13 protein-coding genes and 1 riboswitch are annotated in these 15,560 nt (G+C 42.8%); of the genes, 4 read left to right on the forward strand and 9 right to left on the reverse strand.

What is annotated here, in order from left to right; genetic code table 11:
* Positions 1 to 15: 15 nt before the first annotated feature.
* Genes ACJA3J_RS13985 through ACJA3J_RS13995 form a run of 3 tightly spaced genes read right to left on the reverse strand, consistent with a single transcriptional unit; the run spans position 16 to position 2,096 of the window.
* Positions 16 to 1,077 carry a M24 family metallopeptidase gene (locus ACJA3J_RS13985; RefSeq protein ID WP_406944375.1) on the reverse strand — a complete coding sequence of 354 codons (1,062 nt, stop codon included), beginning with the start codon at positions 1,075 to 1,077 and terminating at the stop codon, positions 16 to 18.
* Complete coding sequence (gene aroQ / locus ACJA3J_RS13990; RefSeq protein WP_406944376.1) at positions 1,074 to 1,535, reverse strand: type II 3-dehydroquinate dehydratase; 462 nt, start codon at positions 1,533 to 1,535, stop codon at positions 1,074 to 1,076. Before aroQ ends, ACJA3J_RS13985 begins: the two co-directional genes overlap by 4 nt.
* Positions 1,536 to 1,580: 45 nt before the next feature.
* Entirely contained in the window at positions 1,581 to 2,096 is a 516-nt protein-coding gene (locus ACJA3J_RS13995; protein WP_089651752.1) for a YqhR family membrane protein, read from the reverse strand.
* Positions 2,097 to 2,442: 346 nt separating this feature from the next.
* On the opposite strand from ACJA3J_RS13995, the gene ACJA3J_RS14000 reads away from it, so the two are divergent.
* Positions 2,443 to 2,850: an SA1362 family protein gene (locus tag ACJA3J_RS14000; RefSeq protein WP_089651751.1), complete on the forward strand. Its 408-nt coding sequence runs from the start codon at positions 2,443 to 2,445 to the stop codon at positions 2,848 to 2,850.
* A gap of 31 nt (positions 2,851 to 2,881) precedes the next feature.
* Here the strand turns inward: ACJA3J_RS14000 and ACJA3J_RS14005 are convergent, their stop codons facing one another.
* The 3 genes from ACJA3J_RS14005 to ACJA3J_RS14015 form a co-directional block, all read right to left on the reverse strand.
* A complete protein-coding gene (locus ACJA3J_RS14005) occupies positions 2,882 to 3,769 on the reverse strand; it encodes a patatin-like phospholipase family protein (protein ID WP_115894209.1) in 888 nt (295 codons plus the stop codon).
* Between the two features lie 300 nt (positions 3,770 to 4,069).
* Positions 4,070 to 4,501, reverse strand: a complete 432-nt coding sequence (gene mntR, locus ACJA3J_RS14010) for a transcriptional regulator MntR (RefSeq protein WP_089651749.1) — start codon at positions 4,499 to 4,501, stop codon at positions 4,070 to 4,072.
* A gap of 240 nt (positions 4,502 to 4,741) precedes the next feature.
* Positions 4,742 to 7,315, reverse strand: a complete 2,574-nt coding sequence (locus ACJA3J_RS14015; protein ID WP_406944377.1) for a vitamin B12-dependent ribonucleotide reductase — start codon at positions 7,313 to 7,315, stop codon at positions 4,742 to 4,744.
* 371 nt (positions 7,316 to 7,686) lie between these two features.
* Here ACJA3J_RS14015 and ACJA3J_RS14020 point away from each other — a divergent pair, with 371 nt between their 5' ends.
* Positions 7,687 to 8,067 carry a rhodanese-like domain-containing protein gene (locus ACJA3J_RS14020; protein ID WP_089651747.1) on the forward strand — a complete coding sequence of 127 codons (381 nt, stop codon included), beginning with the start codon at positions 7,687 to 7,689 and terminating at the stop codon, positions 8,065 to 8,067.
* A gap of 671 nt (positions 8,068 to 8,738) precedes the next feature.
* Here ACJA3J_RS14020 and gcvPB read toward each other — a convergent pair.
* The 3 genes from gcvPB to gcvT are packed head-to-tail and all read right to left on the reverse strand — an operon-like array spanning position 8,739 to position 12,663.
* Positions 8,739 to 10,202, reverse strand: a complete 1,464-nt coding sequence (gcvPB, locus tag ACJA3J_RS14025; RefSeq protein ID WP_406944378.1) for an aminomethyl-transferring glycine dehydrogenase subunit GcvPB — start codon at positions 10,200 to 10,202, stop codon at positions 8,739 to 8,741.
* Positions 10,195 to 11,544, reverse strand: coding sequence for an aminomethyl-transferring glycine dehydrogenase subunit GcvPA (gene gcvPA / locus ACJA3J_RS14030; protein WP_406944379.1), 1,350 nt, complete (start codon positions 11,542 to 11,544; stop codon positions 10,195 to 10,197). Before gcvPA ends, gcvPB begins: the two co-directional genes overlap by 8 nt.
* A gap of 18 nt (positions 11,545 to 11,562) precedes the next feature.
* On the reverse strand, positions 11,563 to 12,663 hold the full coding sequence (gene gcvT / locus ACJA3J_RS14035) for a glycine cleavage system aminomethyltransferase GcvT (RefSeq protein WP_406944380.1): 1,101 nt from the start codon (positions 12,661 to 12,663) through the stop codon (positions 11,563 to 11,565).
* A gap of 159 nt (positions 12,664 to 12,822) precedes the next feature.
* A riboswitch (glycine riboswitch) is annotated at positions 12,823 to 12,912 on the reverse strand.
* A 167-nt stretch (positions 12,913 to 13,079) separates the two neighbouring features.
* Here gcvT and ACJA3J_RS14040 point away from each other — a divergent pair.
* Together ACJA3J_RS14040 and ACJA3J_RS14045 are read left to right on the forward strand one after the other, a co-directional pair.
* Positions 13,080 to 14,723 carry a DEAD/DEAH box helicase gene (locus ACJA3J_RS14040; RefSeq protein ID WP_406944381.1) on the forward strand — a complete coding sequence of 548 codons (1,644 nt, stop codon included), beginning with the start codon at positions 13,080 to 13,082 and terminating at the stop codon, positions 14,721 to 14,723.
* Positions 14,720 to 15,550, forward strand: coding sequence for a YqhG family protein (locus tag ACJA3J_RS14045; RefSeq protein ID WP_089651742.1), 831 nt, complete (start codon positions 14,720 to 14,722; stop codon positions 15,548 to 15,550). Before ACJA3J_RS14040 ends, ACJA3J_RS14045 begins: the two co-directional genes overlap by 4 nt.
* The last annotated feature ends 10 nt before the right edge of the window (positions 15,551 to 15,560 follow it).

Consider the following 15,560-nt stretch of genomic DNA (forward strand, 5'->3'; position numbering starts at 1 on the left):
ACTTCCTCCTTTTAATTACAACGTGATTAATTCTTTGGTAGACTTGCTCAATCGTTCATTCCCTGTTTTCGTAACGATTGTATCATCTTCAATTCGGCAGCCGCCGACGTTCGGAACATAAATGCCCGGTTCTACGGTCACGACCATACCTTCTTCAAGCGTGACATCAGAACGGAAGGAAAGTCCAGGACCTTCATGGACATCGAGACCAATACCATGACCTGTCGAGTGACCGAAATACTCGCCATACCCTTTTTCTTTAATATAATCACGTGTCAGCGCATCCGCTTCCTTGCCGGTGATGCCTTCTTTTATTCCTTCCATACCTTTTAACTGGGCTTGTAAGACGGTATCATAGATTTCCTTTAATTGATCATTGATTTCGCCTACAGCTACAGTTCTTGTTATATCAGAACAATACCCTTTGTAAAGGGCACCAAAATCGAGCGTCACAAGCTCTCCGGATTGGATTTCCTTATCGGAGGCCACCCCGTGAGGCAGAGCTGAACGGTATCCTGATGCAACGATAATATCAAAACTTGAAGAGGTTGCCCCTTGTTTACGCATGAAGAACTCAAGTTCATTCGATACATCAATCTCCTTCACACCAGGCTTTATGTAACCAAGAATATGTTCGAAAGCATCATCAGCAATCTTAACGGCATCCTTTAATATACTAATCTCCTCATCCGTCTTAATCAAGCGTAATTTTTCCACAAGGCCTGATGTAGGGACAAGTTCTGCTTCTAAAGCTTCGTCATATTGTTCAAAAAGGTTGTAGGTGACATGATCTTTTTCAAACCCTATTCGTTTCAATCCTAATTCTTTAACTTTTTCGGCTACCGTTTTCGGCATAGGCGTTTTATGTTCGAGGATTTCAAACTCTTTCGCTTGCTCTGCCGCTTGTTTTGTATAACGGAAATCTGTAATTAAAACAGCGTCATCCCTCGTCACTAAAAGAGCTCCGGAAGAACCGGTAAAACCTGATATATACCTTCTGTTTTTCGGACTCATAATTAAGAGACCGTCTAATTCATTTGAAGCAATCGCTTTTCTTAAATTTGAAAGTTTACTCACGAATGATTTCTCCCTTCACTTTCTATCTTTTGGATCATCCCCAAAGCTGCTAATCGGTAACCATCGATTCCAAATCCGACCACTTGTCCTGAGCATACCGGCGCTAACATCGAGATGTGGCGGAAAGACTCCCGTTCATGGACATTTGAAATATGGATCTCTACCACAGGTTTTGAGATTGCACTGATGGCATCCCGTAAAGCGATGCTCGTGTGTGTATAAGCTGCGGGGTTAATGATGATACCCTCAGCTTCTTTTTCAGCCCGCTGAATCCAGTCTACGAGATCTCCCTCATGATTGGATTGAAAAGATGTGACTTCATACCCGAAATCGGCGGCCGCTTGCTCCACCAATGTCACAACATCATCAAGAGACTTTTTTCCGTACGTATCCGGCTCCCTCTTGCCTAACATATTCAAATTCGGCCCATTGATTAAAAACAGCCGCTTCTTCCCCATTCACCAATCCCACCATTTCCAAAATTGTCATACACTTTAAGTTTATCATACTCTCCCTTGATTTGAATAAGAATTCACTGTCTCATTGAACTCTCTGTATTCATAGGAAATGGAATACCCGATAAAAACCCCGTATAAAATAAATAAACAGCCTGTTGTAACCCATGTATCACTATTCAATTCCATAAAGGTTGGAATTGCCGGAAAAATCGGGGTCAATAGAAAATAAACGATTGCCCATAGCCCTATTCCATAAAAGGCCCCTGGCCACATGCCATTCCTTTTTTTCAAGAGAAGGTAGTAAATGAGAGCCGTTCCCAACGATAAAATACCGACAATGAGCACAGCTAACACTTCAGCAAGCCATGTTCCGGTCCAATCCGTCTGCCAGAAGGAACGGAAAATGAAGGATGCAGGAGACACCTCTGTGAAATTGAAATAATAAGCGAATGCCCCTAAACCACTCCATAAAATCCCGGCAGTAAAACCTGTGACTAATGCTTTTGCTATGACACTTTGCTGTGGCTCTTGTTGTCTTTGGTCCTTTTGTTTTTCAGCCATCTTCATCACCTCTATTCTCATTTTAACCAACCCCAATTTTTTCATGCTCTTTTCAATTGTTGGGCTAGTGATTCATAAAGATTTGAGGTAAAATAAAAGTCCAACCAATTTTATTATTCTATTGTTTAAAAAGCCCTTTTGAAGGAAAGAGTTTACTAAAACGTACTCTTTCACCATTCAAAAATAATGATGGGCCTGCATATTTTATTCTATAAAGGAAACAATCTTAAATAGCACATAACAGCCTACAATCCACCGCATCTGATGATGAATAGTGTTGAAATAAGGGTATAGTTCAATAACCAGATATTCATAGTCGACCACTACGAGAAGGGAGGAAAATATCATGCGTAATTGGATGACTCCTATCATTTACACATTGATCGGTTTAGCCATCTTCTTTGTTGGCATTCAGCTGTTTACGAACACGACTGGCTTTCTCACTTCGATCGTCATGATGATCGGAATCGCCGCTCTCATTTATGGAGCCATCTACTTCTTCTTCCTCCGCAAACGCGGTTTTGGAGGAGCAGCAGGTGGAAACCGAAATGAAATGAAAAAATACAAGCAAGCGGTGAAGCAATCCAAACAGAAATACAAGCAACCAACTCCTGCAATTAAAAAAAGTCCTGTAGCCAAAGCACAGACCAAGGCCTCTTCGTTAGGTAGAAAAAACCGAAAACGTTCAAATGCGCCACAGCTTCGTGTTATTGAAGGAAATAAGAGCAAAGGAAAAAATCGAGCCACCTTTTAATGGCTCGATTTTTTTATTTCATATTTTCGTATCATCTGCTCCACCTTCGTAAAAATTTGCTCGCATGTTCACGACCTAATTCCATCAAAGTCACTTTTTCTTCTTTACTCATATCAAAATCCGTCGTTTCCACTCCACTGACCGGAATGAAGATTATATCTTTACTCAAAGCCTTGGAAATGTACCTTGCATCATGAGCTTGCTGCATCGTTTTAAAAAGTGCGTGGAACATTTGAATCGCATTTTTGATCTTCTGTTCAGGTAGTTTATCTGGTTCATCACTTAACTTCATTCCAATTACAGGCCTGGTACGGCATCCGTCCTGCTTTTCCCAAATCCAAAGAGGGAAATTACTCAATACGCCACCATCTACAATAATAGACCTTCCGCGTTTCCCATGGATTTTTACTGGAATGAAAAAGTACGGGAGTCCTGAGCTCATCCTTACTGCTTTTGCTACAGAGAAAGTAGCTGGATCAATGCCGTAAACTTTCTTTAAATCATCAGGGATGACGACAATTCTACCTAGCGTCAAATCAGAACAGATCACCTTTAATGACCCAGGCGGTAAGTCCGCAAAAGTTCGAACACCTTTTTCATTAAGCCACTCCTCCAGCACATTTTCCAACTGATTCCCTTTATACAGTCCCATTCGGTAATACAAAAGAAGCCATTTCATAAATGGAAACAGGCGATCCGTCAATGGAACGTCTACTAAGCTAAGAAACGAAAGATTATTGAGTCTTTCCTTCAGTTCTTTAGCTGTGTAGCCGGCCGCTGTCAAACTCGCTAAAATGGCACCAGCGGATGTTCCAGCCATTCGTTTGAATGTGTAACCTTGCTCTTCTAGTTCTTCAAGAGCACCAATGAAAGCAAGGGCTTTCACACCGCCGCCGGAAAAAACTCCGTCCACTTTCATCCTGCTTCACCCCACTTTACTACATTATAAACCCGGGTTTGGCAAATTAGAACGAAAGCAAACGAATCCAAATGGAAGGATATTTATGCTGTTAAACCCTGTCTTTTTCTGACACTTAGTAGCTCCTTTTCAGTTTCGAGGCTTTCGAGTGGGGAATGGTTGCCGAAAAGCAAGCGATCCCCGCTACACGTACCTCAAGAACCATAAACATTTCGCAATTAATCCTTAAAGATGACTGACCTATCCTATAGGTAAAGAAGTTCATCAGCAAAAAAACGCATGGAATTCCATGCGTTTTTTCTACTCATCATTCTGTTCTTCATTCTTTTTTTGTACTTCTCTTAACGAATCTACACGGTCTGGTTTCTCATCAAAATATTGAACGAGATCACCGATGCGGTCGATGGAATTCCAACTCATGTGGTGTTCAATTCCTTCAACGTCCTCGTAAATGTTCTCCTGGTCGACCCCGATAATCTCTAAAAACTGCTCCAGTAACTCGTGACGGTAAACGAGACGCTTTCCGACTTTTTTTCCTTTTGGTGTTAAAATCAATCCTCGGTATTTTTCATAGTTCAAGTATTGGTCTCGATCAAGTTTTTGAACCATCTTCGTAACGGATGATGGATGCACCTGTAGATTTTCAGCAATATCAGAAACTCGTGCATATCCTTTATCTTCAATCAAAATATATATTTGTTCAATATAATCTTCCATGCTAGGTGTCGGCATGTTGAACCCCCAATACCCTGTCTTATGTACACGCCCTGAACTGTATGAAGGACGGTTTTTATAGCATATGTTTCCACATCAAAATGATACACCAGATTCCTAACGGTGACAAGCAAGGCCTGTGCTCATGTGTTTTTTATCTCCATTTTCCGAACCCGAACAAACTTATGGATAGAGCAAGAGTTGATGAAGCATATGGAAAAAAATTAACCGGCCGTTAAAAACGGCCGGTTGTTTTCTTTACAACCCACACTTCAGTTGGGCGTTACAATTCGTACAAGTATTACAACCACCAATATCTTCAACCGTTCCCTGGCGACAAACTGGACACGTATCTCCTACTTCAGATCCGATCGTCACATTAGTCTTGTCGAGTTCATGAATAGTATCCATAAGGACAACGTGTGGTTTTTTGTCTTCATCTTCGAACAGTTCCGTCTGTTCTCCCTCGAAGTCATTTTCTTCTGCTTTCAAAGATAATACTTGACTATCTCTACTTCCATCGACATACACCGTACCACCTTTGGCACCTCCACGATATAGTCGTTGGTATACTCTTTCCACTTCTTCGACTGTGTACCCTTTCGGAGCGTTGACAGTCTTAGATATACTGCTATCCACCCAGCGCTGTATGATGCATTGTGTATCCGCATGGGCTTCCGGACTCATTGTCATTGCAGTGATGAACCAATCTGGGAGCTCATTTGGATCTTGTTCCGGATGAGCATCCAAATATTCCTGAAGAATATCTGCTTTCACCTCGATAAATTTACCCAACCGACCGCTTCGGTAATAGGAGAATGAAAAGTAAGGCTCTAGTCCTGTACTTACGCCAACCATTGTGCCTGTACTTCCGGTAGGTGCAACGGTTAAGAGATGGGAGTTTCTAATTCCATACGCAAGCACATCTTGGCGTATATCTTCTGGCATTTCCTTCATATAACCGGTTTGAATAAAACGTTCGCGCAGCTCTTTCGTCTCTGCATCCGTTTTTCCTGTTAAGAACGGAAAGCTTCCTTTTTCTTTCGCAAGTTCAATGGATTCACGATAGGCCGTGGTCGCGATGGCTTCAAAGATTTCATCGACCAGTTGATTTCCTTCTTCTGATCCATAAGTGGTTTCACAATAAATCAACAAGTCATGCAGCCCCATAACACCAAGTCCAATTCTTCGTTCTCCCAAGGCCTGTACTTTATTTTCTTCCAGGAAATAAGGGGTTGCATCAATTACATTATCCTGCATGCGGACACCACGACGAACTGTTTTCTTAAGCTTTTCAAAGTCGACCTGCTTACGCTCTTTATCTGCAACATTTGCCAGGTTGACCGCTGCCAGATTACAAACAGAATAAGGGGCAAGCGGCTGTTCCCCGCAAGGATTCGTAGCGACTACCTTCTGTCCATATGCAGTTGCATTTGTCTTCTCATTGGCATTATCAATAAAGAATATACCCGGCTCAGCCGAATACGTAGCGCAAATATTGATGAGGTTCCATAGTTCGCTCGCTTTTACTTTACGATACGTGCGCACACCGAATCCGCGCGCTTCCCATTCACGAACATCACCACTTTGATGCCATTCTTCATTATAGATTTCCATTTCTTCCGCTGTATAATTTTCAACATCCGGGAAGCGAAGGTCATAATCCGCGTCATTTTCCACTGCTTCCATGAACTCATTGGTGATACAAACAGAGATGTTGGCTCCTGTCAGGAATTCAGAATTATGAACAGTATAATTTCCACCCAAATGAAGCTTCTCTTCAGCTTCTTGAATGCTCTGGTCCGTAAATCCTCCTTGTCCTTGAATGTACTTATAATTGACCACACTCTGGTACAAGTCTTTCTCTGTTTCCGTGAGAGGCGTAAACTTCAATTTATCTTTAGCCAACTGCTTGATCGACTCATCCTCGGTATTCTCAATGAGGAAACGGAGAATTCTTGTATTTTGCATCTTAGAAATAATAAACTCCAGGATGTCGGGATGCCAGTCAGCTAACATGATCATTTGCGCCCCGCGTCTTGAACCGCCTTGTTCCACAAGGTGTGTAAGCTTCGCAATATCATCGAGCCAGGAAACCGAACCTGAAGATTTACCATTCACTCCTCTAGCCAGCGTGTTCCGAGGACGTAGCGTCGAGCCGTTTGTTCCAACTCCACCTCCACGGGACATGATCTCCATCACTTGCTTACGGTGATCCGATATTCCTTCACGGGAGTCTTGAATGTATGGCATCACATAACAATTAAAATACGTTACGTCGGTTTGTGAACCTGCGCCGTACAAAACACGTCCAGCTGGAATGAAATTCAACCCTGATAATTCTTCATAAAAATCGTTAAAGCTTTGTTGTTTCTTTTCTGGATCTGTTTCTACTTCTGAGAGCCCGGACGCATTACGAAGTGCAATCTGTTCGTAAAAGACTTCCAGAGGTTTATCGATTGTATCAAGATTTCGTTTGATTAATCCTGTCTTTCGTTCTTCTTCATGTTCGAGAACATTTACAAATTCATCTTCCACTCTCACAATCGCCTGGTGGGACTGCCAATCAATGGAATGAATAAACCCAAATCCCCGAGCAGGAAACTTCGGATCGTCCTTAACTGTAAGAACAACGAAATCTCCCTCTGCAAGAGTTAACTTTTCTGTATCTTTAAACGCATACCTATCAAGCATCACTAGTCTTGAAACACCTTTGTGCGTAATCGTCATGGATTCAGTTATCTCATGGACCTGTGGAAATTGCCTGATATCAGCATTAAGGCGCTCCACATCAATTTTCGTGTGTACATCTATGGAGGTGGTCGTCTGCATTTTGCATCTCTCCCTTTAAACTAAAAACTAAGTAATTTTCATTTGATATAAGTAACATACCACATCTACAAAAAGATAATCAATATATTGTGTTGTGGTAATTTTCAGTCACCATATATTGTGCTGTTGAACGAATATGTAGAAACTTGTCAATCAAAAAATCTTGAGATATTAAACGTATGGCCCAGAGATTAAAAGAAAAACCAGCTCTCTGTTGTTTCTTTCAGCTTTTTCATCATTTGCATCCACCTATCATCTACAATCCTCGACAAAATAACACTTTCACTCAAGTTTCGTAAAAATTTTTTTGAAATACTTCTCATTCCCTCCTATAATAGATAGAGGAATAGAGAAATGAGGGGGATGGAAAGATGGATTTATGGATCTTAATCGCAGCGATCCTATTGGTTATCGCTTTCGGTTTGTATAGATTCTTCAAAGCAAGAAAAATCATGACCACATTACCAGAAGACAAATTCCGCGAAGGCTACAGAAAAGCCCAGTTGATTGATGTTCGTGAACCGAAGGAATTTGATGGCGGCCACATCTTGGGAGCAAGAAATATTCCTTTATCTCAAATGAAAAACCGCCTTATTGAAATCCGTAAAGACAAACCTGTTTATCTATACTGCCAAAGCGGTGCCCGTTCTGCACGTGCCGCAATGATGCTCCACAAACAAGGATATGAAGACCTCAATATGCTTGAAGGTGGATTCAAAAAGTGGAATGGTAAAATCAAAGCGAAAAAATAATCACCCTCCCGGTTCCCTAAGAACCGGGATTTTATTTTTTCTTCCCATTCCACTATCGCTTCCGATTGTGGAAGACTCAGTTTCGAGACTTTTGTGTAACCGGTTCGGGGCGTCGGGGGTTGGCTCGCTTTCCGCGGGAGGGCAAGGAGCACCTTCCGAGTAGCCCTTAAGAAAGCCTTGTCTGGTTGAAATAATGAATGTTGAATCCCTTGACATGGATACGGGGTCAGGGAAACGACGATTTGCGGTGTTTTGAATCCGTTTGTACAAAAACACACACGTTTGTGTCTCCATTCGCTTTACATGCGGACGTTTCCCAGACCCTGTCCCCTAACCTTATTCGTGCAGTATCTATGGTTAAAACGAGTATAACTATGTTGTTGATCAGGACTTCATTACAGCACTCGTCAGGTTACTGTTAGAAGGATTTCGAGAACCTCAAATGGCAAAGGGAGGGAGGGAAACGGTGAGACTCCTGTGGGAAGGGCGTGGTAGATGAGACCCCGCAGAGCGTTAGCTCGAGGAGGCTCATCACTCGCCCACGGAAAGCGAACCTTTTCCCGGAGCCCTAAACTCCCACAAAAGTCTCGAAATCAATTCTTGCACAATCCTGCCATATTGTTTAAGAGATAAAACCCGGAGTCCATATGTAGATAGACTCCGGGTTTTTGTTATTGCTCTTTTTGATATCTTAACACAGGTTTACGCGCTGCTAACGTTTCATCCATACGACTCACAATCGTTGTATGAGGAGCCTCCTGGACTATTTCAGGGTCATTCTTCGCTTCTTGTGCGATTTGAATCATACGATCAATAAAGTCGTCCAGCGTTTCTTTTGATTCCGTTTCAGTCGGCTCGATCATGAGTGCCTCTTCCACATTGATCGGGAAATAAATGGTCGGCGGATGATAGCCGAAGTCAAGAAGACGCTTCGCCATATCCAACGTGCGGACCCCAAGTTTTTTCTGACGTTTTCCTGACAAAATGAATTCGTGTTTACAATGACGGTCGAATGGAAGATCAAAATCCTCTTGAAGACGTCGCATCATGTAATTCGCATTGATAACGGCGTATTCGCTCACTTTTTTCAAGCCTTCTGGTCCCATCGTACGGATGTACGTATAGGCACGGACGTTAATTCCGAAGTTCCCATAGTAAGGCTTCACTCTCCCAATGGATTGTGGGCGGTCATAATCAAACACATACAGATCATTTTCCTTCGTCAAAATCGGTGCTGGTAAGTATTCAGCGAATTCTGCGGTTACGCCGACAGGACCGGAACCCGGGCCTCCGCCTCCGTGAGGACCTGTGAATGTCTTATGAAGGTTCAAGTGAACAACATCAAAGCCCATGTCTCCTGGTCGTGCATAGCCAAGAATTGCGTTAAGGTTCGCTCCATCATAATAAAGCTTACCACCAGCTTCATGCACAATCGCTGCCATTTCTTCAATATCCTCTTCAAACAAGCCGAGAGTATTCGGGTTGGTGAGCATTAAGGCTGCCGTTTGCTCATCGACCACCCGTTTCAAATCTTGTAGGTCTACAAGACCTCTCTCATCCGATTTGACCGTTACAGCTTCAAAACCTGCGACTGTAGCTGAGGCAGGGTTCGTACCGTGAGCAGAGTCCGGTACAATGACTTTCGTCCGGTTCGTCTCTCCTCTTGCTTCATGATAAGCACGGATCATCATTAATCCCGTCCATTCCCCGTGAGCACCAGCAGCTGGCTGTAAAGTTACGGTATCCATTCCAGTGATCGCTGCCAGAGACTCTTGCAAATCATACATTAAATGTAGAGCCCCTTGGACACTTTCCACCGGCTGGTAAGGATGAATATGACTGAACCCAGTCAGCCTCGCTACATCTTCATTCATTTTCGGATTATATTTCATTGTGCAAGATCCAAGAGGGTAAAAGCCTGAATCCACCCCATGATTCCTTTTGGAAAGGGCGGTGTAGTGGCGCATAATTTGAAGCTCACTTACTTCCGGCAGGTCTGGTTCACTTTTTCTGACATAGGCTTCTCCGATCATGTCATCGACATCTGTTTCCGGTACATCAAACACTGGTAAGCTATAGCCCGTACGACTTTCTTGGCTCAATTCAAATATCAATGGAAAGTCCTGATTAGACATGAAGATCCCCCACTTCCTTGACAAACGTATCAATCTCTTCTTTTGTCCGAATTTCTGTTACGGCTACTAACATACAGTTCTTCAGTCTTTCATCGACCTCACCAAGGTCATACCCTCCAATGATCCCGTGATCAAGGAGCATGCGGTTGAACTCTTTAACATCTCTGTCTAAATTCACAACAATTTCATTGAAAAATGCCCCATCAAAGACAACCTCTATGTCACTTTCTTGGAGTTGCTTTTTCATATAGGCTGCTTTTTGGATGTTCATCCATGACATCTTTTTCAGTCCCTGTTTGCCGAGCGAAGACATCGCTACAGATGAAGCGAGAGCATTCAAGGCTTGATTGGAACAAATGTTTGATGTGGCTTTATCACGACGGATATGCTGTTCTCTTGCTTGCAAGGTTAACACGAAGCCGCGGCGGCCTTCTTCATCCACCGTCTGGCCAACAAGTCTCCCCGGTACTTTTCTCATCAATTTTTTCGTTGTTGCAAAATATCCACAGTGCGGACCACCATATTGTGCTGGTATTCCGAACACTTGAGCATCTCCGACAACGATATCGGCTCCAAATTCACCTGGAGGCGTTAAGTATCCTAATGCGAGAGGGTTGCTTGATGTAATCATCATCGCTTTTTTCTGTGTATCCACAATAGCTCTAACCTGCTCCAGTGGTTCGATTTGACCGAAAAAGTTCGGGTACTGGACCACAACACTCGCCGTGTCCTCATCGATTTCTCTTTCTAATTGCTCAAGGTCTGTTCTACCGTCCTTGTGATCAATCTCCACCACTTCGACGCCCGGGCCTTTGACATAGGAATGGATAACAGCTAATGATTCAGGGTGAATCGCTTTCGATACGAGAACTTTCTTTTTCTTCGTTTGTCCCGCAGACAAGTTGACCGCTTCAGCTAAAGCCGTTCCACCATCATACATCGAGGAGTTCGCCACATCCATCCCTGTCAATTCACAAATCATCGTTTGAAATTCAAAGATTGCCTGTAGCTCACCTTGTGAAATTTCAGGCTGATAAGGAGTATAGGCCGTGTAAAATTCCGATCTTGAAATCACATGATCTACAATTGAAGGAATGTAATGATCATAGACACCCGCCCCAAGAAAAGAGGTATGAGATTTCAAATGGACGTTCTTTTCCGCAAGTTCCGTTAATTCTTTCATCAGTTGAAATTCATTTTTAGGTTCTTTGATTTCTAAATCACCGTTAAAACGGATACTTTCCGGTATATCTGAGAAAAGTTCATCGGAGTGCTGAACACCGATCACATCCAGCATTTCTTTTTTATCTGTTTCTGTCATGGGCAAATAACGAAACTCCATGCTTCCATCCCCCTTGATTTATCTTTTATAAAAAGGTGTTTTGACGACTTTCGCTTTCAATTTCCTCTTACGGACTTGAACCGTCACTTCTGTCCCCTCAGCCGTGTATTCTCTATTAATGAGTGCCAGACCAACGTTTTTCCCCAGGGTCGGTGACTGTGTCCCTGTAGTAACAAACCCAATAACCTCTTCTCCGTCCAGGACATCATAATGGGTACGAGGAATCCCCTTGTCGATCATCTCAATCCCTACGAGTTTTCGTCCGGGCCCCTCTTCTTTTTGCCTTTTTAAAACTTCTTTACCAATAAAGTCTGCTTCTTTTTTCACTTTCACGGCGAAATTCAATCCTGCTTCGATTGGTGTGATTTCTTTACTAAGCTCCTGACCATACAGGGCAAGGTTCGCTTCAAATCGCAGCGTGTCACGAGCTCCGAGTCCAACAGGTTTCAAGCCAAACGGTTCACCAGCCTCAAGAATTGCTCGCCACAACTGGGCGCCGGAATCAGCGTGCAGATAAATTTCAAACCCGTCTTCCCCCGTATATCCTGTGCGGGATACAAGGGCCTCTCCATCGACACCCTTCAATACCACACCTTGTTCGAAACGGAAAAACTTGATGGCTGAAAGATCCGTTTCCGTGATGGTCTGAAGCGCCTCTTCCGCTTTCGGGCCCTGAACAGCCAGCTGTACGTATTCATCAGAGACATCTTTTACGGTTACGTCGCCTTCCTGATGTTCTTTTAACCATTCATAGTCCTTTTGCCGGTTCGCTGCATTGACAACAAGGAGGTATTTGTCTTGATCAAGATGGTAAACGATCAAATCATCAACCGTTCCTCCGTCTTCATAGCACATAATCGTGTATTGCGCTTTCCCTGGTTCCAGCTTAGACACGTCGTTCGTCAGCATTTTTTGCAGAAAAGGAAGACTATCCGGTCCTTCCACCATCACTTCTGCCATGTGAGAAACATCAAACAACCCTGCGGCTGTTCGTGTGGCCTGGTGCTCCTCTTTGATACTAGAGAACTGCACAGGTAAATCCCATCCGCCAAAATCGATCGTTTTTGCTCCGAGTTTCTTGTATTCAGAGTACAACGGTGTTCGTTTTAAATCTGCCATTGGAACCACTCCTTATCACTGATTTCGCCCATAAAAAAAGAGACTTCACCGCTTGCACGGGAGTCTCTGTCCGTTTCACCAGAAAGTTTCACATCAGGAAACCCTGACGCTTGCTTCTTGGGTGGTTTGCACACAAAATGCAAACACTCTCCAGAGTTGCGTCCTATAGAGGTCTTTTTGCCTGAGAGATTCACAAATGATTGCTTGCTCCTTCGGCGCCACATGCGTGGTCTCTCCCTCTACAGTCATTCGCTTTCGTATTTTTCTAGATTTTACCGGGCATACTATTGTGTAACGTTCACACAATGTTTTGTATATTTTCAGCATCATTATATCACGCGTCTTTCACAAAAGACATGATAATTCTACAATAATTCACAATCTTTTATCATTCCTATTGATGGAGGGCTACAAATATGATCGAAATTCATCCAGACCAGTCATTTATTGGGTTATTGAGTGAGAATCTCGAACACCCTGACAAACTCGCTACATGGGATGGTTTTAAGCTTGCTTATCAGGCGGCTCAATTTAAAACCGTACCAGAATTTGATGGCCTTCTTGCTCTTGAACACCTTCCCCATGTAGATTTTATGGAACACCAGATTGAAGCAGCAGAAACAGCGGTCCATCAGATGAATGGACGTGCCATCCTAGCTGATGAGGTAGGGCTCGGAAAGACTTTAGAGGCAGGACTGATTCTAAAAGAGTACATGATCAGGGGAAGAGCTAAAAAGATCCTCATTCTGACACCTGCTTCCCTCGTAAACCAATGGATTCAGGAATTAAATGAAAAATTCTATATCCAGGCAGCTTCCCCAAGGAAGAAACAGGCCTCTTGGAAAGAATGGGATGTGACGGTTACTTCCATAGATATGGCTAAACGTGAAAACCACAGGGAAGTCATTTTGGATATTGACTACGATCTTATCATTATTGACGAAGCTCATAAGCTCAAGAACCATCAAACGAAAAATTACCAGTTCGTACAGTCCTTGAAAAAGACGTATTGCCTTTTATTAACAGCCACACCTATTCAAAACAAATTGAGTGATTTGTTTAATTTAGTATCCATTCTTAAACCCGGTTACCTCGGAAATTTGACCGATTTTAAAAAGAAGTATAAAGAAAATGCTGCCGATAAGGATAATATCCAACACATCCATTCCCTTGTCGGACATTTAATGATCCGGAACCGTAGAAAAGACACCGGTCTTGACTCTTCCAAGCGGAAAGTTGTCAATGAACGACTTTCGTTTTCAGATGAAGAAATGGAAATGTACAAAAAACTAGAACAATTAAAAGTAAATCACCCATCCTTTACTTGGCTGACGCTTGCTAAAGAATTATGTTCATCGAGAGAAGCTTGTTATATGTCCTTGAACCAATTGAAGAAAAATGCACCGGAAGAAAAAGCAGACGTTTATGATGAGTACATTGAAGCAATCGGACAGGTTCCTCATCATGTAAAAGCAAAACGGATGACGGAACTCATTGAAAAAACAGGCGAAAAATTCATTGTATTTACAGAATACCGTGCCACCCAATTTTATTTGCAGTGGTATCTTCAACAGAACGGAATCACGTCCGTTCCATTCAGCGGAAAATTTAACAAGAGTAAACGGGACTGGATGAAACAATTGTTTAAGAACAAAGCCCAAGTGATGATCGCTACAGAAGCCGGTGGCGAAGGAATCAACCTCCAATTCTGCCATCACATGATCAACTACGATCTTCCATGGAACCCGATGCGGCTTGAACAAAGAATCGGGCGCATTCACCGCTTCGGACAGGAGCACGATGTTAAAATTTTTAATTTTGCGATCAAAGATACAATCGAAGATCACATCATGAAGATGCTGTATGAGAAAATCGAAATGTTCAAAAATGCGGTCGGTGACCTGGATCATATTCTTGAGCAGATTCCAGGTGGATCGTTCGAGCATCAAATCCAGTCCATTATCAAACAGTCGGAGAGTCAAGGAGAAGTAGACATTAAACTCAACAATTTGGTCAGTTATGTCGAACATACGGTGAATGAAAGGAGAGAGTCGAGTTGAATGCTCCGAATCCATACAAAACGTTCGTCAAACAGTTCTTTTTATCCCATGGTTGTTCGATTGTAAACGATGCTCCTTCCCATTTCACCGTACAGCTCACAAATGAGATGGATGAGGAAATCATGAATCGACCTTTCTACTGGCATTACATGAAGAAAATGAATCGAGAAGGCGTCCCTATGAAGCTGACGTTCAGCGATACAGATCAGAAGCAGGCGGGTGGTATTTACCTTCATGCAGGAACACCTAAACTTCACCGCTTATACAATACGGCGATTTCGAAAGCACGGACAGCTAGACTTTATGAAGTGGTACATCAGACAACAGGACAAAACCGGGCTATGAGCCCCTGGCTTGTCGTTAATGGGCTTCTGCACTTTCGAGGAAAATATACGAGGGACGAACCCGTTTCCATAGGAATCAACTTAATTCACGGCACGATGATGCTTGGAATGATGGACAAGATTATTAACATGAATTTTGAAACAACCGTTTCAGACTACACGTTTCCTATGAGGCCTGTGATCTCTTTATCCCATGCTTATAAACGCATGGAACGCCATATTGAAACATATGTTGGATCTCTCGATCACCAATGGGCCAAGGATTCTCTGCATCATCTTGAAAAAGAAACCCACTTGCTTGAATCCTTTTATGAGTCTGAAGACATCGGTTTGGACTCTTTCACAAAAGAACGTGAGCAGCTCGACAATCGGTACAAGCCTTACATTGAAATGGAAGTCATCAACGGGGGATTATTTTATATTTCACAGGAAACCAGTAAGACTTGGATGCAGAACGAAGGAGCAGGCACTGTAAGAGAATAGAATCCATAAG

It is taken from the genome of Halobacillus sp. SY10, assembly GCF_045401165.1.
GTDB lineage: Bacteria > Bacillota > Bacilli > Bacillales > Halobacillaceae > Halobacillus > Halobacillus aidingensis.